Origin of the sequence: Paenibacillus oleatilyticus, from assembly GCF_018998565.1 — a bacterium.
Lineage (GTDB): Bacteria > Bacillota > Bacilli > Paenibacillales > NBRC-103111 > Paenibacillus_G > Paenibacillus_G oleatilyticus.
The window spans coordinates 49,495-74,128 of the sequence record NZ_JAHNZO010000023.1; the positions used below are offsets into that span (position 1 = coordinate 49,495).

Annotated in this window: 17 protein-coding genes; 5 read left to right on the forward strand and 12 right to left on the reverse strand. The window is 53.7% G+C overall.

Translation table 11 applies throughout. The annotated features are described in order from the left end of the window. Positions 1-246 precede the first annotated feature (246 nt). Together KQX66_RS25205 and KQX66_RS25210 are read right to left on the reverse strand one after the other, a co-directional pair. Positions 247-834: a non-ribosomal peptide synthetase module gene (locus tag KQX66_RS25205; protein WP_216795555.1), complete on the reverse strand. Its 588-nt coding sequence runs from the start codon at positions 832-834 to the stop codon at positions 247-249. Positions 835-1,014: 180 nt separating this feature from the next. After that, complete coding sequence (locus tag KQX66_RS25210; protein WP_216795556.1) at positions 1,015-4,059, reverse strand: efflux RND transporter permease subunit; 3,045 nt, start codon at positions 4,057-4,059, stop codon at positions 1,015-1,017. 97 nt (positions 4,060-4,156) lie between these two features. On the opposite strand from KQX66_RS25210, the gene KQX66_RS25215 reads away from it, so the two are divergent. After that, positions 4,157-5,626, forward strand: coding sequence for a stalk domain-containing protein (locus KQX66_RS25215; RefSeq protein ID WP_216795557.1), 1,470 nt, complete (start codon positions 4,157-4,159; stop codon positions 5,624-5,626). 95 nt (positions 5,627-5,721) lie between these two features. On the opposite strand, the gene yihA is transcribed toward KQX66_RS25215, so the two are convergent. The 3 genes from yihA to lonB all read right to left on the reverse strand — a co-directional run bounded on the left by yihA (position 5,722) and on the right by lonB (position 10,761). Continuing rightward, a complete protein-coding gene (yihA, locus tag KQX66_RS25220; protein WP_216795558.1) occupies positions 5,722-6,372 on the reverse strand; it encodes a ribosome biogenesis GTP-binding protein YihA/YsxC in 651 nt (216 codons plus the stop codon). A gap of 231 nt (positions 6,373-6,603) precedes the next feature. After that, positions 6,604-8,934, reverse strand: coding sequence for an endopeptidase La (lon, locus tag KQX66_RS25225; protein ID WP_216795559.1), 2,331 nt, complete (start codon positions 8,932-8,934; stop codon positions 6,604-6,606). Positions 8,935-9,054: 120 nt separating this feature from the next. Then, positions 9,055-10,761, reverse strand: a complete 1,707-nt coding sequence (gene lonB, locus KQX66_RS25230; protein ID WP_216795560.1) for an ATP-dependent protease LonB — start codon at positions 10,759-10,761, stop codon at positions 9,055-9,057. Positions 10,762-10,942: 181 nt separating this feature from the next. Here lonB and KQX66_RS25235 point away from each other — a divergent pair, with 181 nt between their 5' ends. Continuing rightward, complete coding sequence (locus KQX66_RS25235) at positions 10,943-11,683, forward strand: N-acetylmuramoyl-L-alanine amidase family protein (protein WP_216795561.1); 741 nt, start codon at positions 10,943-10,945, stop codon at positions 11,681-11,683. A gap of 53 nt (positions 11,684-11,736) precedes the next feature. On the opposite strand, the gene KQX66_RS25240 is transcribed toward KQX66_RS25235, so the two are convergent. Then, positions 11,737-12,513, reverse strand: coding sequence for a divergent polysaccharide deacetylase family protein (locus KQX66_RS25240; RefSeq protein WP_216795562.1), 777 nt, complete (start codon positions 12,511-12,513; stop codon positions 11,737-11,739). A 189-nt stretch (positions 12,514-12,702) separates the two neighbouring features. Between KQX66_RS25240 and KQX66_RS25245 the strand changes: the two genes are divergently transcribed. Next, a complete protein-coding gene (locus KQX66_RS25245) occupies positions 12,703-14,667 on the forward strand; it encodes a ComEA family DNA-binding protein (RefSeq protein ID WP_216795563.1) in 1,965 nt (654 codons plus the stop codon). A 119-nt stretch (positions 14,668-14,786) separates the two neighbouring features. After that, the gene (locus KQX66_RS25250) at positions 14,787-15,998 is read left to right on the forward strand and encodes a cytochrome P450 (protein ID WP_216795564.1); all 1,212 of its coding nucleotides are present in this window, start codon (positions 14,787-14,789) and stop codon (positions 15,996-15,998) included. A gap of 92 nt (positions 15,999-16,090) precedes the next feature. Here KQX66_RS25250 and ispG read toward each other — a convergent pair whose 3' ends face one another. From ispG to KQX66_RS25280, 6 genes are all read right to left on the reverse strand, one after another. Next, positions 16,091-17,200, reverse strand: a complete 1,110-nt coding sequence (ispG, locus tag KQX66_RS25255; RefSeq protein ID WP_216795565.1) for a flavodoxin-dependent (E)-4-hydroxy-3-methylbut-2-enyl-diphosphate synthase — start codon at positions 17,198-17,200, stop codon at positions 16,091-16,093. Positions 17,201-17,301: 101 nt separating this feature from the next. Next, positions 17,302-18,567 (reverse strand): ATP-dependent protease ATP-binding subunit ClpX, encoded by a 1,266-nt coding sequence (gene clpX, locus KQX66_RS25260; protein ID WP_216795566.1) that lies wholly within the window; start codon positions 18,565-18,567, stop codon positions 17,302-17,304. Positions 18,568-18,582: 15 nt separating this feature from the next. Then, entirely contained in the window at positions 18,583-19,173 is a 591-nt protein-coding gene (gene clpP / locus KQX66_RS25265; protein WP_010493986.1) for an ATP-dependent Clp endopeptidase proteolytic subunit ClpP, read from the reverse strand. Positions 19,174-19,522: 349 nt separating this feature from the next. After that, on the reverse strand, positions 19,523-20,812 hold the full coding sequence (tig, locus tag KQX66_RS25270; RefSeq protein WP_216795567.1) for a trigger factor: 1,290 nt from the start codon (positions 20,810-20,812) through the stop codon (positions 19,523-19,525). Between the two features lie 171 nt (positions 20,813-20,983). After that, entirely contained in the window at positions 20,984-21,892 is a 909-nt protein-coding gene (locus KQX66_RS25275) for a hypothetical protein (protein WP_216795568.1), read from the reverse strand. Positions 21,893-22,131: 239 nt separating this feature from the next. Next, positions 22,132-22,473 (reverse strand): hypothetical protein, encoded by a 342-nt coding sequence (locus KQX66_RS25280; protein WP_025849669.1) that lies wholly within the window; start codon positions 22,471-22,473, stop codon positions 22,132-22,134. 311 nt (positions 22,474-22,784) lie between these two features. On the opposite strand from KQX66_RS25280, the gene asnB reads away from it, so the two are divergent. Further along, positions 22,785-24,629: an asparagine synthase (glutamine-hydrolyzing) gene (gene asnB / locus KQX66_RS25285; protein ID WP_216795569.1), complete on the forward strand. Its 1,845-nt coding sequence runs from the start codon at positions 22,785-22,787 to the stop codon at positions 24,627-24,629. The last annotated feature ends 5 nt before the right edge of the window (positions 24,630-24,634 follow it).

Consider the following 24,634-nt stretch of genomic DNA (forward strand, 5'->3'; position numbering starts at 1 on the left):
TTGCACAGGCCATATTTACCTGCGGGACGGTGGCACACAACAATAAATTATGCCCGAAGCCCGCACGGGGTGTAAGCCGGGAAGCTCCGGATAAGCCCAACTTTTCCGTTTTTTTCTTGTCGCTTCTTTCCTGAGGTAAATATACCCTCCGATGCATAAAAATACAAAAAAACTCTTCCCTGCCCTTGTTACGGGCGATCAGGAAGAGCTTTTTCCGCTATGATCGAGAAGTTAAAAGAATATATGTTAAGCTTCGAGTACGAACAAGCGATGGGTAAGTTTGTGCAAACGCCCGTCGATGTGCTCGCGGATGGCGGCTTCTTGCATCTCGTTTCTCATATCGAGCAGATGATTCACCTGGGCTTTAAGCATTTGGATTTCCTGCTCCACCCCATTCTTATGGAACAGCTGCTCCAATTGTCCGACGGTGTCCCGGTATTCGTAAATCACTTTTTCCGCGGCGCCCTTTTTCTCGGTAATTCGGATAACTGCGCCTTGCTTGTACGTATAGACCATCGTGTATGCTGCATAAATGCGATGTACGACAGCGTCGCCTTTGAATTCGGCTACCGCTTTGCGCATCAGGTTGACCAAATTTTTGTTGCGGATGCGGCATGTTCCCCGGCATACATACAAGTTCATTTCACGTTCGAACGACAGCACGATTTCTTCGCCGGCGTCGTCCGGCAATACCACCTCTTGATTTCCGTTTTCGAGTACTTTGACTTGCAGAGAGGCTCCGTGATCGACAAACATCCGAATGAACTTGGCCATCTCGGCTTCCGTAAGCTGCAGGCAGGTTTTGACGTATTCGGTCGCTAACCTAATTGCCATAAAAATCCCTCGATTCATTTTTTTCAAACCATGTGTCTGTGAGCCTGATTCTATTGTCTATATACATTATACTACATAATTATTTAATATTCCTGCCAGGCAGTCATTGATTTTCGCCGGAAATCAGAAAATTCCGCGTTTTCCTCGCAGGAGGACGGCATAAAAGCTTAAAAACTCGTTTTACCTCCTTTTGTTCCGCAGTTCCCTGCGGCGCTGACGATGAAAAAACAATTCATACATCACCGGCACGATGACCAGCGTCAGCAGCGTCGACGTAACCAAGCCCCCGATGACGACGACGGCAAGCCCTTTGGATATCAAGCTGCCCTCGGATTCGGTCAACGCCAAGGGAACCAACGCGCAGACGGTAGCGAACGCGGTCATCAGAATTGGACGCAACCGCGTTTTGCCCGCTTCGATAAGCGCCTCGCGTATGTTTAACCCGCTGTCGCGGTTTTGACGCACCCGGTCGATCAGCACAATCGCGTTCGTCACGACGATGCCGACCAGCATCAACAGCCCGATCATGGCGCTGACCGACAGCGGCTCACGGGTCAAATACAGACCGAAGGCTGCGCCGACCGGTACGAACAGCAGCGAAGACAAGATGATGAACGGAACGCGCGCCTGGCCGAAGGTAACGAGCATAACCAAATAAACCAACCCGATAGCCGCGGCAATCGCCACGCCCAGATCCTTAAACGTCTTCTCCGTCTCATCGCTGCCGCCCCCGAAGCCGAGTGTAACACCCTCCGGCAGCGGAACAGCAGAAGCCGCGTTCCAAACCTCCTGCGTCGCTTGACTGATGTTGTTTCCGGTCAGCTCCGCGCTGACCGCGGCATAAGGCTTGCCGTCCAGCTTCTGAATCGCGGATACGGTATCGGAGGCCTCAACGGCCGCGATATCGCGAAGCAGCACCGGACCTTTTTTGCCGAACAGCGGCATTTGCTCCAACTCGGCGGCATTGGCAGGGCCCGCCGTATAGGTGGCCTGCAGCTTTTGCGGCTTGCCGTCCAGCTTGTACGTGCCGATCTCGACCGGCTTGGTTCGGTCCGAGACGAGTCCGAGCACCAGTTGGGGATCGACTCCCGCCGCGGCGGCTTTCCCGGGATCGATGCGGACAGTCCACTGCCGCTGCTTTTCGCGGAAATTGTTTTGGACCGAGCGCAGATAAGGGATCTGCTTCAGCCGGTCTTCCACCCGCTTGGCGGCTTCCCCCAGCCGGTCCGGTTGGCTGCCGAACAGCCGGACTTCGACGCTTGTCCCGGTCATGGGGCCACCGGAGCTCATTTCCCGCACCGTTACGGTTCCCTCCGGCGAGCTCTTTTTAACGATCGCATCCATCTTGATCGTGAGCATCTTCACGACGGCTTCGATATCGGCCGAGCGATTCACGCTCATCATGTATTGCGCCTGATTCTCCTGCTTGAGACCGGAACGGTAATCAAGCCCGCCGATCGTCGTAAATACGTATTCGAAGTCGTCCGGCTGCTCGCGGAGCATCGTTTCAATCTCTTTGGATATTTCGTTCGTTTTCGTAAGCCGGGAAGCGGGCGGCAGTTGCACTCCGGCGGCGACGATCCGCTGCTTTTCGTTCGGCAAAAAAATAAATCCGAGCTTCGGCACCAGCAGAAGCGACCCGGCAAGCACCGCCAGCGAAACGACGATGACGGACCATTTGTGCCGCAGCGCCGAGCTAAGCACTGCCGCATACCCCCGCTGCAGCGCGCTCTCCCGCTCCTCCGTTTCCCGGATGCGGCCGAAGGAAGCTTTGGCCAGAATTGGAACGAGGGTAACGGCGACAAGCAGCGAAGCGATGAGCGCAAAGACGACAGTCAGCGCAAACGGCTTAAAAAACGTCCCGGTAATTCCCCCTACGAAGCCGAGCGGCAAAAACACGACGACGGTCGTCAAGGTAGACGAGGTGATCGCGCCCATAATCTCTTTGGTCGCATCCAGCGTAATTTGCGTCCGGTCTTCCCCGGGCTTTCTTTGGCTCATGCGCCTGTAAATATTTTCGATCACCACGATGCTGTCGTCGACCACCCTCCCTACCGCAACCGCCATGCCGCCCAGCGTCATAATGTTCAGGGTGATATCCATGCGATTCAAGACGATCGATGCGATCAATAAAGACAAAGGGATGGATAAAACGGCGATGAGCGTCGCTCTTAGATTCCTCAGAAACAGAAGCACCGCCAAAGAGGCGAAAAGCGCTCCGTACAGCCCTTCTCTCTGCAGGCTTTGGACCGACTTTTTGATCCCTTCCGACTGATCGAAAGCGAGCGCGTAATCGATCCGGTCCCGGTGCTTGTTCAGCACGGCGAATGCCTGATCGGCGATTTGGACCGTATTGGCATCCTGTTTTTTGGAAATGGATAGGGCCAGGGCGCTTTTATCGTTGTAGCGAACCAGCTCGGACGCTTCCTCTATCGGCTGCACTGCGGCGATATCTTCCAGCGGGATCTCTGCAGGGACAGGCGGAAAGCCCGTCTGGACATCGAGCGCAATCCGCTTCAATTCCTGAATGCCCGCGGCGCGCTGCTCGACCCGGACCGGGATGACCAGCTCGTTCTGGACAACGGAACCGACCGGGAAGGATAAAAATAGCCCCTGCACTTTTTGCTGAATTTGGGTTAAGGTTAGATTATACGCTTTGGCTTTGGCGGGATCGACGGCAATTCGGATATAGCTTTCCTTTAAACCACCTGCCGCGACGCTGCTGACGCCAGGGATTTTTTCCAATTCGGGTTGAATGTCCTGAACGATAAGCTCTTCAATGGAATCACTCTGCTTCGAGAATACGGCCAAGTTCAGGATAGGCAGTGCGCTGAAATTCAATCGCGTCACTTTGGGTGTCACACCTTCGGGAAGCTTCAGTCCCTTGAACGCGTCTTCTGCCTGACGGGAAGCCAGCTCCATATCCGTCCCGATCGGGTACTTCATCTGCACCACGGCGAAGCTTTCCATCGATTGGCTCGTTAACGATTCGAGGCCGCTGAGCGCTTTCAAGCTTCGTTCCAGCTCGCGCGTCACCCGCTCCTCCACATCGGCCGGAGATGCCCCGGGGTACACGGCCTGCACCGTTAGCGTGGGCAGTTCCACATCCGGCAGCAAGTCCACTTTCAGGGATGTGAAAGCGTATATTCCGCCGAGCATAAGCAGGATGGAGCCCAACAGGATGGCGGCCGCATTTTTTAAGCTGAAACGGGTTAACAGGTTCAATTCGCTCCGACGCTCCTCGCTCAGGATGGAAGATAAAGTCTCTTGCTCCAAGTTTGGGGTAAAAGGCGGCAGATTATACGAAGGAGGAATCCGTCCGATGAAAAATCATCGCATTCGTTTACGCCATACCGTCAGTGGGCTGGTCGCCGGGATTTTGCTTGCACTTGCCTCCGGCGCCCCCGCGCAAGCCGAAGAACCGTCTGTCCCGATGCAGCTTCCTTCATTCCCGCTTCAAGTGAACGGCCTTAAGGTCGATAACGAGCGAAGCCCTTATCCTGTTTTGACGTATAACCATATGGTTTATCTTCCGGTGAAGCCATTCGCGGACACCCTCGGGCTGGAAGTGGTTTGGGACGCTAACCGCGGGCTTAAGATTAGCCGCCGCGAGCGTCCTTCGGGGATACGGCCGACGATAGAGTCGAAGGACAAAGCATCCGGAAGCCGGCGTTATGATGCCGTATTGCCCGGATTCCCTATCGAAGTGAACGGAAAATCCATCAACAATGCCGGCGAGCCTTACCCGCTGCTGCTGGTAGATAACGTTTCCTATTTGCCGATGACCTGGCGTTATGCTCATAACGAGTTCGGCTGGCGGACGGAGTGGAGCGCGAAGGAAGGATTTCAGCTTACAACGGAGCAGCAAAAGGTGCTCCACCGCATTATCGCCGAGGATACGGAAGCGCTCTATGTGGAAGCCGAGTCGAATCGGATGCTGAAGGTGAACAAAGATTTGAAAAGCGATCCGTCCCCGATAGACGACAAGGTGAAGGCTGGCGTAAATCAATTGGCGGAAAAGCGGAAGCCCGGCATGCCTTTTGCGGGAGATGCGAACCAAAAGGCCGTGCGTCTGGGGGATTCGGTCTATTACAACAACATCGAACTGATGTCGCTCAAGCCGATTCTGGAAAAAGCGGCAGCCTTCTACGAATCGCAGACGGAATATGAGAATAAGGGACTGGACGTGCAATCCAAAATCATGAAGCTCGACGACCGAACGGTGCTCGCCGTCATCTCGGTCTCAAGCTTTCTGCACATCCCGCCTCCCTACACGCCCTATACGCACGAGGCTTTCATCCTTCGGGACGGGAAAGCTTCGGCCGTGCCGGATTTGACCCAGGTGCCTACCCGCGTCGTCCGCAATCCGGACGGTTCGTTCTGGATTGCCAGCGAGGCGGCCGACCGGATGACAAGCCGGACGCCAAACGTATACGGCCAGCTCGCGCTGCTAGACGCATCGGGACAGCTCCATGGCATGAACACGAAGCTCGGGGAAAAAGACATCGATCTGCTGGCTTCCACCGCCGACGGCTTGACGGTCAAAGCCTACAGCGACCGTTTTAAAGCTTATCATGACAGCTTCATTCCGCTTGATGCGGAGGAACGGGAGACATACTATCATCTGGACCTGCAGGGGAAAGAAACGCGGTTGTTTTTGTACAAAGGAGCAGGCAGAGGCTACGTGGACAGCAAGGGGCACATTTACGTCGTAGACCGTCAAGTGAACCGCATTTCCGACCTGACATCCGGTCAGAGCCGAATGTGGTGGGATTATGAGCTTAAGCGGTAATGGCCGATCTAAAAAAAGCTATCTCCGTTTCACGGTACATGACCGGATCGGGAGATAGCTTTTTTTGGTTTCCGCCCCCTTCGAAGGGCAGCGTATTAGCGTTCTTGCTCGGCGGATTCGGGCTGCGTCTCAGACAGACCCTCCGCTGTCGTATCGGCGCCATAGCCGATCTTCTGTTCGATGATCTGCCACAGCTCGTCTTTTCCAAGTCCCAGCTCGGACGAAAATAGGACGACCGGGTCCGACTTGTCCGCTCCCAGCGTTTCCTTGACGATCTTGACATGCTGCTGCCACTTGCTGCGCGGAATTTTATCCGCTTTCGTCGTCACGATGCAAAGCGGCGTGCCGTGATGCTTCAGCCACGAATACATCGCTTGGTCGTCTTTGGACGGCGGATGGCGAAGATCGATCACGAGCAGCACCAGCTTCAAAAATTCCCGGTGGAGCAAATAATTTTCGATAAATTTGCCCCATTTTTCACGTTCAGTTTTGGATACCTGCGCATACCCGTACCCCGGCAAATCGACGAAGAACAAATCGGAATTAATTTTGTAATAGTTCAACTGCTGTGTCTTGCCGGGCTTGGAGCTGGTACGAGCCAAGTTTTTGCGGTTGATCATCCGGTTGATCAGCGAAGACTTCCCTACATTGGAACGCCCTGCCAGAGCAATTTCCGGCAAGGCATCCGTAGGGTACTGGCTCGGACCAACCGCGCTGATGATGAATTCAGCTTGATTGACCTTCATAGGTTTCACTCATTTCTTGATGGGGCGTTGGGCCGGATGGAATTGCTTTTATTTCTTCCGGCTGAACCGGAAGGTATTTCCGCTCCACCGCTCTTGAAATTCAAGTTGTCTATGATGATCCTTAGCGGATACAACTTGATTTCAAAGGCGGCCGTAAACTTTCCGCGAAAATACCTTCCTTGCTTTGGAGTAAAATAAACATGCAAACCCCATCCAACCCAACGCCTGTTATTATACGCCTACAGGCTTGACCAGAGCGTGTTCGAGAACTTCATCCATATGCGAAACCGGGATGAACGTCAGCTCGGAGCGCACGCTCTCGGGAATTTCTTCGATGTCCTTGGCATTGTCCTTCGGCAGCAGCACCGTGCGGATGCCGGCGCGGTGGGCGGCCATAGCCTTTTCCTTCAAACCGCCGATCGGGAGCACGCGGCCGCGAAGCGTGATCTCGCCCGTCATGGCGACGTGGCGCGAAACCGGGATATTGGTCAAGGCCGAGATGAGCGCCGTGCCCATCGCAATGCCGGCGGACGGGCCGTCCTTCGGGATGGCGCCTTCCGGCATGTGCACGTGGACATCGTATTTTTCATGGAAGTCCGGCTGAATTCCGAATTGCTCGACCCGCGAACGGGTGTAGCTGAACGCCGCCTGAGCGGATTCCTTCATGACGTCTCCGAGCTTTCCGGTCAGCGTCAGCTTGCCGCTGCCGGGCATCACCGTCACCTCGATAACAAGCGTAACCCCGCCGACCTCCGTCCAGGCAAGCCCGGTGACCGCGCCGACCTGATCGCGTTCCTCCACCATGCCGTAGCGGAATTTCGGCTGGCCTAGATACTCTTTCAGGTTGTCGGCCTTCACATGCACGGCCGTCGCTCCGCCGACGATCTCCTTGGCCGCCTTCCGGCAGATGGACGAAATTTGCTGCTCCAAGTTACGAACGCCCGCCTCGCGCGTATATTCGCGCACCGTGCTCATGAGGGCGTCTTCGTCTATGACGAGTTGACCGTCCTGCAGCCCGTGATTTTCCTGCTGCTTCGGAAGCAGGTAATTGCGCGCGATGTGCAGCTTCTCGATTTCCGTATATCCCGGAATGTACAGCACTTCCATCCGGTCAAGCAGCGGCCGCGGAATGTTGTGTATGGCGTTGGCCGTCGTCACGAACATGACATTGGACAGATCGAACGGCACTTCGACGAAATGGTCGCTGAACGTGCTGTTTTGCTCCGGGTCCAGCACCTCAAGCAATGCGGAAGCCGGGTCGCCGCGGAAGTCCATGGCCATTTTATCGATTTCGTCCAACAGGAAGACGGGGTTGTTCGTTCCCGCGTTTTTCATTCCTTGAATAATCCGGCCCGGCATCGCGCCCACATACGTGCGGCGGTGTCCGCGGATTTCCGCTTCGTCGCGCACGCCGCCCAAGGAAATGCGCACGAACTGCCGGCCGAGCGACCTGGCGATCGAACGAGCGATCGACGTCTTCCCGACCCCGGGAGGGCCGACAAGACATAGAATCGGTCCTTTGAGCTTCTTGACCAGCTTCTGTACGGCCAAATATTCAAGGACGCGCTCTTTCGGCTTCTCCAAGCCGTAATGATCCTGATTCAGAATTTCCTCGGCCTTACGGATATCGAGGTCGTCTTCGGTCGATTGGGCCCAAGGCAAGCCAAGCAGCCAGTCGATGTAGTTGCGGATGACCGAGCCTTCGGCGGAAGTCGCCGGCATCTTTTCGAGCCGGTCGATTTCCTTCTCGATCTTCTCCTTCACCTTCTCGGGCACGTCGCTTTGCGCAAGCTGGTTGCGCAGCTCCTCGACCTCGCCGGCCCGTCCTTCTTTATCTCCAAGCTCCTTCTGAATCGCCTTCATTTGCTCACGCAAATAATATTCCTTTTGCGTCTTTTCCATCTGCTTCTTGACGCGCTGGCTGATCTTGCGTTCGAGCTCGAGCACCTCGCGTTCGTTGTTCAGGATGCCGAGCAGCTTCTCAAGCCGCATCCGGACATCGACCGTTTCCAAAATTTCTTGCTTATCCTTAATTTTTAACGATAAATGACTGCAAATCACGTCCGCGAGCCGCCCCGGTTCGTCAATATCGGATACGGCAGCCAACGTTTCCGGGGTCACTTTTTTCGAAAGATTGATATAATGTTCGAATTGGTTCAGCACCGTGCGCATCAGCGCGTCGATTTCGGGATCGGACGTTTCCTGCTCAGGGAGTTCCCTGACATGAACCTCGTAGTATTCGTCGTTAACCAGAAACTCCGCAATTTCGGCGCGAACGACGCCTTCCACAAGCACGCGGATCGTTCCGTTCGGCAGCTTGAGCATTTGCCGCACTTTCGATATCGTGCCGATCCGGTAAATATCCTCGGTTTTCGGCTCCTCGATGTTCACCTCGGATTGTGAGCACAGCAGGATCATGCTGTCTTCGACCATAGCCTTCTCCAGGGCCCGTACCGACTTCTCCCTGCCCACATCCAAATGCAGAACCATGCTCGGATACACCAGCAGCCCCCGGAGCGGAAGCAGCGGCAAGCGGCGCAATTTCTGTTTGCTCGTTCCCATCCGCGAGCACCTCCAGACTATACTTACATGCATGTGATTTACATTTTATCAAAATTGATTTTAAAACACCAATCGGGGGCCGCAGTTTCCGCTCTCGTGAACAAACAGACGCCAACCGCTCTATTCGAGCGCATCGGCGTGCAGAATCGTAACGGAGGCGCTGCTGACCGTCTCCTGAGGCATAGCAGGAGGCTCGGCAGCCAGATGGGCGCTTTCGATACCCAAGGCGTGATGAAGCAGTTCCTCCACAGAATCGACCGGAATGACTTCCAATCCGTTAAGTCCCGCAAAAACTTCCTGCCAGTTTTCCTTCGGAATGATGACTTTAGTCGCTCCGGCCTGAAAAGCTGCCTCGACTTTGGCGATAACGCCCCCTACCGGCTTCACCTTGCCATGAATGCTGATTTCACCGGTCATCGCCAGATGGTTGTCGACCGGAATCCGTTTGATGGCAGAAGCAATTGCTACGGCCATCGATACGCCGGCCGAAGGTCCGTCAATCGGAATGCCGCCCGGAAAATTGATATGCATATCGTAATCGTAAGGCTGTAAACCAAGCCGCCGCAGGACGGTAAGCACGTTCTCAACGGAGCCTCGCGCCATGCTTTTGCGACGGAGCGTCCGGGACCCGCCGCCCATTTCTTCCTCGTCGACGACACCGGTAATCGTAAATTGACCCATCCCCGGTTTGGTCGCCGGAATGGCGGTCACTTCGATGTCAAGCAGCATGCCGAGATTCGGTCCGTAAACGGCCAATCCGTTAACCAGCCCGATTTCCGGGCGCTGGGAAACTTTTTTCTCCGGCCTCGGCGGAATTTGCGAGCTGTTGACAACCCATTCGATGTCGGCTGCCGTCAGCTCTCTGCGTTGATCGGTCAGCGCCACTCCTGCCGCAAGCTGAATAATATTAACCGCTTCTCGGCCGTTGGTCGCGTACTTCTTAACAACCTCAATAGCGGCAGGACAGTCGGGAAAACCGATTTTTTTCAGCGCTTTGGTGGCAATCGAGCCGATTTCATCCGGCAACAGCGGACGGAAATAAATTTCCATGCAGCGCGAGCGGATCGCCGGAGGGAGCTCCTGAGGATTGCGTGTCGTTGCCCCTACGAGCCGGAAATCCGCAGGCAGGCCGTTCTGGAACACATCGTGAATATAACTCGGCACATTCGTGTCTTCGGAATTGTAATACGCGCTTTCCAAAAATACTTTGCGATCTTCGAGCACCTTTAATAATTTATTCATCTGATGCGGATGCAATTCACCGATCTCGTCAATGAACAAAATCCCTCCGTGCGCCTTCGTCACCGCCCCGGGTTTCGGCTGCGGAATGCCGGCCACTCCCATAGCTCCCGCTCCTTGATAAATCGGATCGTGAACCGAGCCGATTAACGGGTCGGCAATGCCCCGCTCATCAAATCGCGCCGTCGTCGCATCGATCTCGGTAAATTTGGCGTCCGGACGAAACGGCGATTCCGGATTTTTCTTCGCTTCCTCCAATACGACGCGGGCGGCGGCCGTTTTGCCCACACCGGGCGGGCCGTAAATGATCACGTGCTGCGGATTGGCGCCACACAGCGCCGCTTTCAGGGCACGCAGCCCTTCCTTTTGCCCGACGATGTCTTCCATGGCCGTCGGTCTTGTTTTTTCGGCTAACGGTTTATTTAAAGAGACGGATCGCAGCCTGCGCAGCTTCTCCAGCTCTTTCTTCGATTCCTTATCGACGGCGGAACGATTCGTCTGCTGATTGCGCAGCAGGTTCCAAAAGTACATACCGATAACGATGGCAAAAAACAACTGGATAACCATCAAAACCACGCTGATATTCAATCTAATCCCTCCTGTTGCTCACGGCCGCCCGAACGGCCGCTACGGCATTCATATAATTGGTAGTATTGCCCTGTCATGGTGGCATTAATCGCTGCGCTTTAAGAAACTTTTTTAGGGAATGCTAAAACCATGAGATACAAAATAAGCTGCTGACGATTTTACGCGAAAGGAGGGGCAGCCGATGTCGTGGCCGAATCTATGGAAGCGGGCGATTAAACTTGCCGTTGCCGCAATGCTGGCACTGACCGTCCTGACTTTCCAAGCCGGACATGCGAAAGCGGCGGCGCCCGAAGCCCGGTCCTTATCGGGGCTTCCGGCTTCCAATCCTGCCATTACAAGCGTCGACGTTTTAATTGACGTAGGGCATGGCGGAGTAGACGGAGGCACCTCGTACGGTGACTTGTTGGAAAAAGATATCAATTTGGCGATCGCCAAAAAAACGTACGAGACTTTGCGCAGAAAAGGGTACGTCGTCTTAATGAACCGGATGGACGATTACGCGCTAAGCGGAGAAAATTTATGGTTGAAAATCCGTTCGAGACATATCAAGGACTTGGCCCAACGCAGCCATCTGTGCAATGAGGTCAAGCCCAAAATCATGATCAGCCTGCACGTCAACTCTGCCCGCCATTCTTCGAAACGAGGCGCGATCCTCATTCATCAAGCAAAGCCGCAGAGCCAGCAGCTCGCAAAATCCGTGCAAGCAGCGCTGAACGCGCTATATGGTACGAACGACAAGCCTGTGCTCGGCCGCACGTTTTATTTGTTAAAATATTCGAAGGCGCCAACGGTTATCGTCGAAATGGGTTTTATTACGAATGCCGAAGACCGCCGGATGCTAACCGAGGACCGGTCTCAGCAGCTTGTCGGTGAAGCCATCGCCGCAGGCGTCGAACAGTACTTCCAGCAGCAACAAAAGTAAAAGACCGCGTAAACAAGCCGATTTTGGGCGCGGTCTTTTTTGCATTGGGATCATTATTTCATTAGTTGCGATGCCGGTACGAAATGTCCGCCAAGCTGCTGCAAAGTCGGAATCGATTGCTTCAAAATTTCGGAGGTATGCTTCCCCGGTGGACCGACATGGCCGATGACAATCGTGCTGTCATTCTCGCGGACGAGCTTTTGCAGCTTTACCGCCTGCTTAAGAATATGACTCCGGGTGTAGGTATCATCCATGAACAAGTTGTTTTCCGCCGTGCGCACACCCATTTCTTTCGCCAGCTTACCGATGACGCTCTTGTCGGTCGTCCGGCTGTCCAAAAAGTACAAGTTGCGCTCTTTGCATACGGTGAGCACAATCCGCATGACTCGCTCGTCAGACGTCGCCTTCGATCCCATGTGGTTATTGATGCCTACCGCATGGGGCACATCCTCAATGGCGGCAATGACTCTTCGCCGGATTTCATCGTCGGGAAGTCTCGTGGTTATCGCACCCGGACCGAGCCACTCCGGTTTTCCGTTCCGGGGCTCCATCGGCAGGTGTACGATGACTTCTTTGCCAAGCTTATGCGCCCATTCCGCATCACGCTTCGTTGTCGACAGAAAAGGCATAACCGCCGCTACAAACGGAATCGGCAGCTCCATCATCTGCTCGGTGCCCGCTTGACCGTTGCCGAAATCGTCGATGACGACGGCAATTTGCTTCGTTGCTGCCGCCGGGTCGATGGCTGTGTACTGTCCGGCTGCAATTGCCGGAATGAGGACGCATAGACAGACCCATCCTGTGACGGACGCCCACCATTTCCTTCGCATGGACCGCACCTCCTTATCCGTTTTTTTCTTAACCTCATTGTTTGCAGTACACCGAAAACCTATACGAGCGATTGCTAATTTTGGATTTATGCTCCAGAAATTTTTATCCCTATTTTGAAGGAAAAATGCAGTCTGGTTCGTCATAGTTATTGGAATTATTTACATAGAGACAAGAAAGTGGGGGCTCAAATGAAACGATGGAAACTGTTATGCTTCGCAGGGCTAGTATGGATGGGGACGTGTGCTTGCGATGCCTCCCAAGCCGCTGCGTCTTCGGTTAAGGAATCCGATTCTTTTCTATCCTACGTCAGACCGGACCCATCCCCGCCGTTCCGAATCGTTCGGGATACCGGCGAGAAGAAAGGCGAATACCCGATTTTCGAACATACCGACGATCCGCAGACGGAGCATTTATTCCGCGATTCGTTTATGGCTGAGTCCGTACGTTTGTTTTTCCTCGCTCAAAACTTGGTTAACCGCCCTAAGGAAACGCAGGCGCAAACGGAACTCCGTCAGGCAAGCCACCCTGCCTACTTGTTATTATCCGAACGGGAAGGCGGCTTCCCCGGGACGGGCTTTTATTTGAAGCAGAATGGGGAGCTGCTCGATCATACGGGCACGCCGTATGTCGACCTTATGAAAAGCACGGCCGCGTCCGACTACTTGGGCTCCATGAGCCAAATTTATCCGCATGAGCTCGGCCATGTCATGTACCATTTGCTTTCGCCGGACTGGGACCGGACCGAAAGCCGTTCGGGCGATATGCATTACGTGTCCTTGACCACGGACCGGCGGGTCGCGTTTGACGAAGGCTTTGCCGAGCATTTCGAAAATGTGTCTTTGGATCATGAACCGGACGAATCCAGAAAAGCCGGCCTTGAATCCAGCGTCCGGCAGGCTCGGTTAACCACAGCGACCATGGTCACCGGATACGAAAGAGATTATGCCTGGCCAATGCGATTGCAGCTTTATCGGGCCGCAGTTCCGTTCTGGTATCAGAGATTTGAAATGTTGAAACGGCACGATTGGGTGAAGGAAGGAACGATACGTTTCTCGACGACGCAGCCAACTGTAGGGTCCCCCGAACAGAGCATCAAATACCGCAATATGGGCGTTCGTTATGATGAAAACAAACCGAGGAAAATATCGGAAGCCTTGGCTACCGAAGGTGTCGTTTCCGCTCTTTTTACGAAGCTGCTTTCCAGCGACTTGAAGCACCGGTATAGGGAGGATACGTTCTATTCGGCTTTTTTGGCGGACGCTTCGCGTACCGTGGATGCCAAAGCTGTATTTACCCCACTGCAAAACGAGTACATGAAAATATTTCACGTTCTCCATAAGTATGTGAATCGAACCGATTCTCCGCTGGCGGATTTTGTTCAGGGCTACGCCGCCGAGTACCCGGACGAGAAAGAAGTACTGTACCGGATCCTAGGCGAAGCTACGGGGCTAAGTGAAAAGGAACTTGAAGCAAGCCCCCCGGAAATCTGGCTATTGAACAAGAGCCAAACGCACAGCTATTTAGCGATCGATGAGGCAGGCTCGATTCGAATGCCGTTTTATGCGTTCGATCTGAATGCAGCGGATATCAACGATCTCATGACTTTTCCGGGCATCGGAGAGGCTGAGGCGGAAGTTATCATTCGATACCGGGACAATCAATCGTTTATCCGAGAGCTGGCCGAGGTAAAACAAATCCCTGGTTTGTCTGTGGAGGCCATTCAAACGCTCTTGGACGGGGCTTACGACCCGAATTTTGTCCGGGAATCGAGAGCCCAAACAGAACAACGGTTGGGGGACGGATTGCTGCCAAGGCTACTTACGGGGTCGCTGTGGATGCTGGCGAAGTTTGCTCTTGCCTGGTTCGGCGTCTTTCTTCTGCTTTATTATGTGCTGGCGCTTAGGAAGCGCTTTGAGCTGAGGCGTGCTTTAAGGATTATCCTGACGAATGCGATGAAAATGAGTGTCCTGGTGCTATTCGCTCTGGCTTCCGTCCTGGCAGGCCGGCCGCTGATGATTTTCGTCGTACTTGGTGTTTTGTTTCTAGTCATTGAACGTTTTTTGGTTTTGAGAAATAAAACACAGGGTACAAAAAAAGAAGCCTTTTACTCTAGCCTGTTTTTTATAGCGGTACTCCTTTACTCCTTATCTTAAATGGATGTCCACTTCAGAAAGTAGTTTAGTAAATTATTCTATTTTAATTATTTATCTACTATAATAGAAATATCAACTAAGAAATTGTTATATGAGTCTATTATGGAAGGATGACATGGATGGAGTCTGCCAAAGAGTTACCTAAAGCTATAGCACCAGTGAAGGAATTGTCTACAAAAGAAGCGCAAATCGATCCGTTTCCGTTTTTTCGCCAGTGCCGCGAGTCCGCTCCCGTACGTTACGATCCCCAGAGGGAATGCTGGGATATTTTTCGTTATGAAGATGTGTACAACGTGCTCAAAGATCCAACTACCTTCTCTTCGGTAAGACCGATCAAAGGCCCTGTCCTGCTTGGAAGCATCATTGGGATGGACCCGCCCAAGCATATGCAGATGCGCGGCATCGTCAGCAAAGCGTTTACTCCGAAATCGATCGAGGAACTAGGTCCGCGCATCGCTTCTATTACCGAAGAATTATTAGACGCGGTTGCAAATGAAGGGGTGACGGATTTGGTTCACGATCTGGCCGTTCCCCTGCCCGTCATCGTCATTGCCGAGCTGCTGGGGATTCCGGCGCAAGACCGCCGACTTTTCAAAGAATGGTCGGATTCGATTGTCAAAGGGCCGCAATCCGGCAGCAAAGAAGACATGCTCCAGCTGTATCTGGAACGAGAGAAGACGAGGCACGAATTGGACGACTATTTTCTGAAAGTCATTGCGGAGCGCCGCAATCGTCCGGAAGATGATTTGGTCACAAAATTGGTGGAAGCGGAAGTAAACGGTGAGCGCTTAAACGATATGGAAATTGTGGAGTTTTGCATTTTGCTGCTAGCCGCCGGCAACGAGACGACGACCAATTTGATTACGAATTCGGTACGGAGACTGGCCGAGGACCCGGCGCTGCAGACAAGACTTCACGAACAACCGGCTTTGATCGAGAGCTTCGTCGAAGAAGTTCTGCGGTATTATCCCCCGGTTTTATCTCTAAGCCGTTATGCGACCAAAGACGTTCGCATCGGACACACCAATATACGTGAGGGTGAGCTCATCATCCCCTGGATTGGCTCGGCCAATCGGGACGAAAACAAGTTTCCCGCTGCCGATCAATTTATCGAAGATCGGACGCCCAATCCGCATATGGCCTTCGGCTTCGGCAATCATTTTTGCTTGGGGGCTCCTTTAGCCCGGTTGGAAGCTATAATAGCACTGCGCATCATCATGAACCGGATGACGAATATCCGTTTTGCGGAGCATTTCGCATTTAAACCGATCCGCAGCCCTTTTGTCTATGGTGTGGAGGAACTCCCGATCCTTTTCGATACCAAGCTTTAAACAAATAAAAATACACCCGCCAATGCCGGGCGGAAAGCCGTAACTCGCTTCCCTCCGTCTGCCATGTGCGGGTGTATTTCTGATGTGCCCTATTACATCGCCGCGTGATGCTTGCGGCCGGGAATTTCACCCGTTCGTTCAAAATGCTCGACGATAATGTCAATTTCCTTCTTCAGCTCGGACAGCAGCTCGGCTTCCGGTACTTTGCGAATCATCTCGCCGTAACGGAACAACATTCCTTCGCCTCGGGCGCCGGCGATGCCGATATCGGCTTCCCTAGCTTCGCCCGGGCCGTTCACCGCGCAGCCGAGTACGGATACTTTAATCGGCACCTTCAGCTTGGAGATATACTCTTCCACCTCATTCGCGATAGAAAACAGATCGATATCCAATCGGCCGCAGGTCGGGCAAGATACCAAGGTGGCGGCGTTCGTGATCAACCCGAACGATTTCAGCAGCTCGCGGCATACTTTGACTTCCTCAACCGGGTCGGCGCTGAGCGAAATCCGGATCGTCGATCCGAGCCCCATGCTGAGCAGTGCGCCCAAGCCTGCCGCGCTCTTCACGGTACCGGAGAACAATGTCCCGGCCTCCGTAATGCCAAGGTGCAGCGGGTAGCGGAAGGCTGCGGCCGCTTTCGTATAAGCGGCAATCGCCATCGGGACGTCGGATGCCTTCAGCGAGACGATGATGTCGCGAAAATCGAGTTCTTCGAGAATGCCGATATGGTACAGCGCGCTTTCGACCATCGCTTCCGGCGTCGGATAGCCGTATTTCTCCAGCAAATGGTTCTCAAGCGAGCCGGCGTTGACGCCGATCCGGATCGGAATCCCCCGCTCCTTACAAGCCTTGACGACGGCTTCCACCTTCTCGCGGCGGCCGATGTTCCCCGGATTGATTCTTACTTTGTCAATCCCGTTCTCAATGGCCTGCAAGGCGAGCCGGTAATCAAAGTGAATATCAGCCACCAGCGGAATGGAGATCTGCTTCTTGATCTCTTTGATCGCTTCGGCCGCTTCCTTATTGTTGACCGTAACGCGGACGATCTGGCATCCCGCTTCTTCCAGCCGGTGAATCTCGGCCACCGTAGCCTTTACATCCGCCGTTTTGGTCGTACACATGCTCTGGATGATCACGTCATTGCTGCCGCCGATGGTTAGATTGCCGACCTTAACCGGAACCGTTTCCGTTCTATGGAACATGTGTTTTCTTCTCTCCCATGATGCCAAACATCCTCCGCTCCGCAGGACGAATCATCGGTCCTGCGAATTGGAGGCGTTTAGTTTTTTTGTATATCCGGCGCTTACGCGCTTTCTTCTTTTTTCTTCATGGACTGGCCGTCCGCCGCGGTGATCTGAGGTGTGATCTTCGCTTGTACGGCTTCCTTGGTGACGATGCACTTGGAGCTCTCCGTGCGGGATGGCGCCTCGTACATCACTTCCAGCATAATGCCTTCGATGATGGCGCGAAGCCCCCTTGCTCCGGTATTGCGCTTAATCGCTTCTTTCGCAATTTCCTCCAGCGCCTCCGGTTCGAATTCGAGGGACACGTTATCCATCTCCAGCATCTTCTGATACTGCTTGACAAGAGCGTTTTTGGGCTCGGTCAAAATGCGGACAAGCGCTGCTTCGTCGAGCGGCTCCAGCGTCGAGATGACCGGCAGACGGCCCACGAATTCCGGAATCAAACCGAATTTCAGCAGGTCTTCCGGAAGCACAAGGGACAAGTATTCGCCCGGCTTCAGGTCGGCTTTATGACCGTCCGTGCCGAAGCCGATCACTTTTTTGCCGATCCGGCGCTTAATGATCTGCTCAAGCCCGTCGAATGCCCCACCGCAAATAAACAGGATGTTCGTCGTATCGATTTGGATAAATTCCTGATGCGGGTGCTTGCGTCCGCCTTGAGGCGGTACCGAAGCAACCGTGCCTTCCAAAATTTTCAGAAGAGCTTGCTGCACGCCTTCGCCCGAAACGTCGCGGGTGATGGACGGATTTTCCGATTTGCGCGCTACTTTATCGATTTCATCGATATAAATAATGCCGCGCTCGGCTTTCTCCACATCGTAATCGGCCGCTTGAATGAGCTTCAGCAAAATGTTTTCGACGTCTTCTCCTACGTAGCCGGCTTCCGTCAAAGACGTTGCGTCGGCGATCGCAAATGGAACGTTCAAAATTTTGGCCAGCGTTTGGGCCAGCAGCGTTTTACCGCTGCCCGTCGGACCGACAAGGACGATGTTCGACTTTTGCAGTTCGACATCTTCGAGCTTGCTTTGCTGCGAGTTGATCCGTTTGTAATGGTTATATACGGCAACCGACAGCGATTTCTTGGCCTGTTCCTGCCCGATGACGTAGGAATCCAGAATCGCGCGGATTTCCTTCGGCTTCGGTACGTCTTTCAGGTCGAGCTCTTCCTCGTGACCCAATTCTTCCTCAACGATTTCCGTGCAAAGCTCGATGCACTCGTCGCATATATAAACGCCGGGCCCGGCAACCAGCTTGCGTACCTGCTCCTGGGATTTGCCGCAGAACGAGCACTTGAGCTGGCCTTTTTCATCGTTAAATTTAAACATGGGATCACTCCTTTTCTAAGTCAGATCACTGCGAGTGATAACCGCATCAATGAGACCGTACGCCTTCGCGTCTTCGGCGCTCATGAAATTGTCACGGTCTGTGTCGCGTTCGATTCTTTCGTAAGGCTGCCCCGTACGCTCCACATAGATTTGGTTTAACTTCTGCTTCGTCTTGATAATCCAGTCGGCATGAATTTTAATATCCGATGCCTGCCCGCGGACGCCGCCCAGCGGCTGATGGATCATCACTTCGCTGTTCGGAAGCGCATAGCGTTTGCCCTTGGCGCCTGCCGTGAGCAGCAGAGACCCCATACTGGCGGCCATACCGACGCAAATCGTCGAAACGTCCGGCTTGATGAATTGCATTGTATCATATATACCCATACCGGCCGTCACCGAACCGCCGGGGGAGTTAATGTACAAATGAATATCCTTCTCGGGATCTACCGCCGACAAGAAAAGCAACTGGGCAATAACCAGGTTGGCGACGTCGTCATCGATCGCACTGCCCAAAAAAATAATACGATCCTTCAGCAAACGCGAGTAAATATCGTAAGAGCGTTCGCCGCGGCCTTCCTGTTCCACAACCATAGGTACCAGAGTCATCGTCCCAACCCCTTTACTTCATAAAATGCAAAACATTTTTCAGCCTTACTCAAAACATTGTAGCACGTTTAAAGACTAAAGTCATTTCCTGCCCGATACGAACAAACGTTGCGGCCGCTAACGCTAGTTTTACCGGACAGGACAGCCTTGCTACCGCCTATGTATTTCATTATGTACCGCATATGTATTGGTTCGTTTACTGCGTATGTAACGCTTATTATGTTATGCTTATGTACTTCTTATGTGCATGTTTCGCGGAAACCGTCACACGCGATTTAAGGTAAAACAAAGGCACGCATGGATGTACACGTGCCTTTGCATGTATGTTCGCGTTTATACAATTTCCGAATTAAGCCGTTTTGCTGTTGTCAACCAAGAATTTCACGGTTTTGCGGTTGACGATATCTTGCAGCAGCGATCCCAAATTGCCATTGGATGCGAAGATGGTACGAATTTCGTCAACGGAACGACCGTACATTTGGGCCAGGTTCTCCAGCTCGGCGTTGATTTCCTCTTCCGTCGCTTCAAGGTTTTCCGCTTTCGCGATCGCCTCAAGCACGAGGTTGTTGCGTACGCGCTTCTCGGCGTCGGAACGCATTTGACCTTTGAGGTCCTCGGCGCTTTGACCGGTGAACTGGTAGTACATGTCGATGTTCATGCCTTGCGTGCGCAGACGGTTTTCGAATTCTTTCACCATTTGCTCCGCTTCGTCGTTAATCATGACTTCCGGAATTTCCACTTGCGCAGCTTCGGAAGCTTTTTCCACCAGATCGTTTTCTTTCTTGCGGTCGGCTTCGTTTTGCTTGCGCTCTTTCAGCTTGTTCTCAAGATCCGCTTTGTACTCGTCCAGCGTGTCGAACTCGCTCACGTCTTTAGCGAACTCGTCGTCGAGTGCAGGCAAGTTTTTGCGCTTGATGTCATGCAACTTGATTTTGAAAACGGCTTCTTTGCCTTTCAGCTCTTCTGCATGGTAGTTTTCCGGGAAAGTTACGGTGATGTCCTTCTCGCCGTCTTTCTCCAGGCCGACGACTTGCTCTTCGAAGCCCGGGATAAAGCTGCCGGAGCCAAGCTCAAGCGAATAACGCTCCGCTTTGCCGCCCTCGAAAGGAACGCCGTCGACGAAGCCTTCGAAGTCGATCGAGACGATGTCGCCGTTCTCGGCTGCGCCTTCTTCTACCGGAACGAGTTCCGCATGACGCTTTTGCAGCTTTTCCAGTTCTTCGTTCACTTCTTCGGCCGTTACTTCGACGGAAGGAGCTTCAAGCGCGATGCCTTTGTACTCGCCAAGCTCGACTTCAGGCTTCACGATAACTTTCGCTTTGAATTTCAGAACTTGGCCTTTGCCGAATTGCTCGACGTCCACTTCCGGACGGTCCACCGGCTGAATGCCCGTCTCTTGAACGGCTGCAATGTAAGCGTCAGGCACGATGATATCGAGAGCGTCTTGATACAAGCTTTCCACGCCGAATTTCGATTCGAAAATAGCGCGGGGCACTTTGCCCTTGCGGAAGCCCGGAACGTTGACTTTGTTCACGACTTTTTTGAATGCCTTGTCCAGAGCGGCGGCTACTTGGTCCGCGTCCACTTCAATATCAAGAACGGCTACGTTCTTCTCTATCTTTTCCCAGCTTGCTTTCATTTTATGCTTTCCCCTCCAAAAATTATCCATCGCAATTTTGTCACGTTCTGGCGGAGTTGCTGTACAGTCCGGACAAGCCCGCCAATATAACCACTATATTATAACCGTAATAAATGCGGTTTTCAAGGCTTCTAACGCGGAAACGTCGGGAAATCGTCCCGCGGCGCCATTTTATAATCTCCGGGTGAATACGTTTGCGGCGAATTGCTGCATCATCCGGTAAGCCTGCTCCCACTGGAACGCCAGATCCGACGTAATCCCGTACAATTCGAGCAGCTCCGCTTTGTCCCCGCCTTCGAATACTTGTTCGAGCAAGGTCAGATGCAGCGCCGCCGCCCATACGTCCACACAGGCCGCGTCCTGCCGCAATATTTGCCGATAAGCGGAAGTTCCGTAAATAAACGCCAAAAATTCGTTCCACGTCTCCGATGCAAAATACGAGAGCGCCGGGTGCTGCGTCTCGCTGATTTCCTGCACGCGGTTTATAATCTCTTGAATCTGCGAAGGAAATTTGTCGAAGGCCGCCGGCGTATCCTCGATCTCGACGACCGTCGCTTCGCCGTTCTTGTACAACGTTACGCTGCCGGTCGCGCCCCGCTTCTTGAGCGTTTGCAGCGCCTTGAACTGGATCAGCGGATGCCGCCCTGCATCCTCCTTCAACCACCCGATCAGCTCTTCGTCGATCCCTTCGTCTTCCAAAAACGCGAGCTGATCCAAAGCCAGCAGCTGCTTGTCCACGGCGCGCTGCTCCCGCAGGCTGGCCAGCAGCCGCTTCGCATAGTCGCCTTTCTGCTCGCCCTTGGCGTGCATATGCTGCCGCAGCAGGTCCGCTTCGCTGAGCTCTTCACTCTCGTCCTCCTGCCCGAGCGCCAGATCCGGAAACATGACCTGCAGCCAGTCGAGCAAGGACCGCCATTCTTCCCGCGCCCGGTCGTCGTCCGATTGGCAGGCAAGCAAAAAGCGGAGGAGCTTCATCGCTTCTCCGTAGCGTTCCGCTTCAAGGAGCCGGGTCAGTTCGAACTGGTAAAATTCGACGGTTTTCGGAAAAAGAATCACATTGTCATTGGTCTGCCCGCTCATGAAACACCGCCTTTCTTGCTGAGCTTCTTTATGAATGCCAGTGTACCCCAAAAAAGAAGCGAAAGCAAAATCTTCTGCCGCGACCCGCTTTCCTGTCCATTCCATCGTTCCCTTAAATTAGGATGCCGGATTCGAACGCGCATTATGCGGACGTGAAAAAGCAGCCACGGATGCGTAATAAACACGGCATCCGGGCTGCCCTTTATGCAGGCGCTGTTCAGCGTTCAATATTCCGAAATCTATTCCATTTTCATCGCGGCTTGGATGAGCTGCGCTTTAATGTGCGGATTTTGATCGATGAAGCTGTACATGCGGTCGACCTGCTCTTTATTTTGCAAATAGTCGCGTTCGTTCTGAATCATCTCGTGCGACCATTTCAGAAGCGCGGCTTCCGCCGCACCGAGCCGGTTCAATGCAATATGAAGTCCCGTATCGCCGACAAGCTGTTCCATCACTTCCGGAGTTACGTTACCGAGTTTTTTCGTCGTAGCGAGCTTTTGCTCAAATTCTTTATTCGCCTTCTCGAAGTTTTCTTTGGCTTCCTTGTATTCTTTCTGTTGTTCTGAGAACGTTCTTTTCATTAACGATGAACCACCTTTACCTGTTGATCAATTGTCTTCCTGCCTATCGTTCTTCCAGCTATAGCGTGAGACAAAACTGACGCATTCTATACATCGGTTTCCAAAACGCAGGCCGTTATAAAAATACACCTATACGCTAAGTGTAACTTTTCTTCGGCCGTTTGTCCATTTTTTCATCAAGTTTTCCACGTCTCGCCTCGCCCGGACAGACATCATCCGCTCCCGCCAAGCATAACCTTTAACATCTTGCTGTCATCTTTGGACCCCTCATGGGACCGACAGATTCTGGAAGACCGGAGAGGATGAAAGCTATGTGTGGAATCACGGGATGGATTGATTGGAACAAAGATTTGACCCAGTATCCGTCCGTTCTCGAAACGATGACGGATACGCTCGCCTCGCGCGGTCCGGATGCCTCCGGCAGCTGGATCACGCCCCGCTGCGCGCTCGGCCACCGCCGTCTGAGCGTCATGGATCCGGCAGGCGGCGCACAGCCCATGACCCGGAAAGTCGGAGATAATACAATAACGATCGTCTATAACGGCGAGCTATACAATGCGCCCGAATTAAAAAAAGAGCTGGAGCAGCGAGGCCACCGGTTCGTCACCACCTGCGACACCGAGGTGCTGCTCGTTTCGTTCGTCGAATGGGGCCGAGCCTGCGTCGACCGGCTCAACGGCATCTTCGCCTTTGCCATCTGGGACAACGAAGAGCAGACGCTGTTCCTCGTACGCGACCGGCTGGGCGTCAAGCCTCTTTTCTATTCCTATTCGGAAGGCCGGCTGCTGTTCGGTTCGGAGCCGAAGGCCATCCTGGCACATCCGGACTTTACGGTTCAGATCAGCGGCGAAGGGCTGGCGGAAATTTTCGCCATCGGTCCGGCGCGCACGCCAGGCCACGGCGTCTATAAAAATATGCAGGAGCTGAAGCCGGGTCACTGCATGGTCATGGATGCGCGCGGCCTAAGCGTACGCGCCTACTGGAAGCTGGAAAGCAAGCCGCACGAGGACGACGTGGAGACGACGGCCGCTAAAGTGCGCGAGCTGCTACGGGACACGGTGATCCGCCAGCTCGCTTCGGATGTGCCGATCTGCACGCTGCTGTCCGGCGGGCTCGATTCCAGCGCTCTAACGACGTTTGCCGCACAATATTATGCGCAGCAAGGGCTCGGCGCCCTGCACACCTATTCGGTCGACTATGTCGACAACGATAAGCATTTCCAAGCAAGCGCCTTTCAGCCGAATGCGGATACGCCTTGGATCAGGCGGATGACGGAACACCTCGAAACCGTGCATCATGCGATCGAATTCGATACGCCGGAACTGGTCGAGGCGCTCCGAACCGTCGTGCTGGCCAGGGACTTGCCCGGAATGGCCGATGTGGACGGTTCGCTTTATTTGTTTTGCCGCGAAATTAAAAAAGGCGCCACAGTGGCGATATCCGGCGAGGCGGCCGACGAAATTTTCGGCGGGTACCCCTGGTTTCACCGGGAGGAAGCGCTGAATGCCGGAACGTTCCCATGGTCGCTGGCAACCCCCGAACGCATTGCCCTGCTCTCTCCCGAATTCGTCGATTGGGTAAAGCCCGCCCAGTATGTGCAGGACCGCTACCGCCAAGCGCTCTCCGAAGTGCCGCGTCTGGCCGGCGAGAACGGACAGCAAAACAGGATGCGGGAGATGTCCTATTTGAACATCACCCGCTTTATGCCGACGCTGCTCGACCGCAAAGACCGGATGAGCATGGCGGTCGGCCTCGAAGTGCGCGTGCCTTTCTGCGATCACCGGCTGGTCGAATATGTATGGAACATTCCTTGGGAGGTCAAAACGTCCGGAGACCGGGAGAAAGGCATCTTGCGCAAAGCGCTCCGCGGCATACTTCCCGAAGACGTGCTGGCCCGCAAAAAAAGCCCGTATCCGAAAACGCACAATCCGAACTATTTGACCGCCGTCCGCTCCTGGGTATTGGACATCTTAAACGACCCTTCCTCGCCTCTGCTTCCGTTCATCGATACGGCCAAAATCCGCACCCTCGCAGAGGACGCCGAAGGCCGCTTCCAGCTGCCTTGGTTCGGCCAGCTGATGACCGGGCCGCAGCTGTTCGCTTATTTGGCTCAAGTCGACACTTGGCTGCGCCATTACAAAGTATCGATTCGATAATGGCA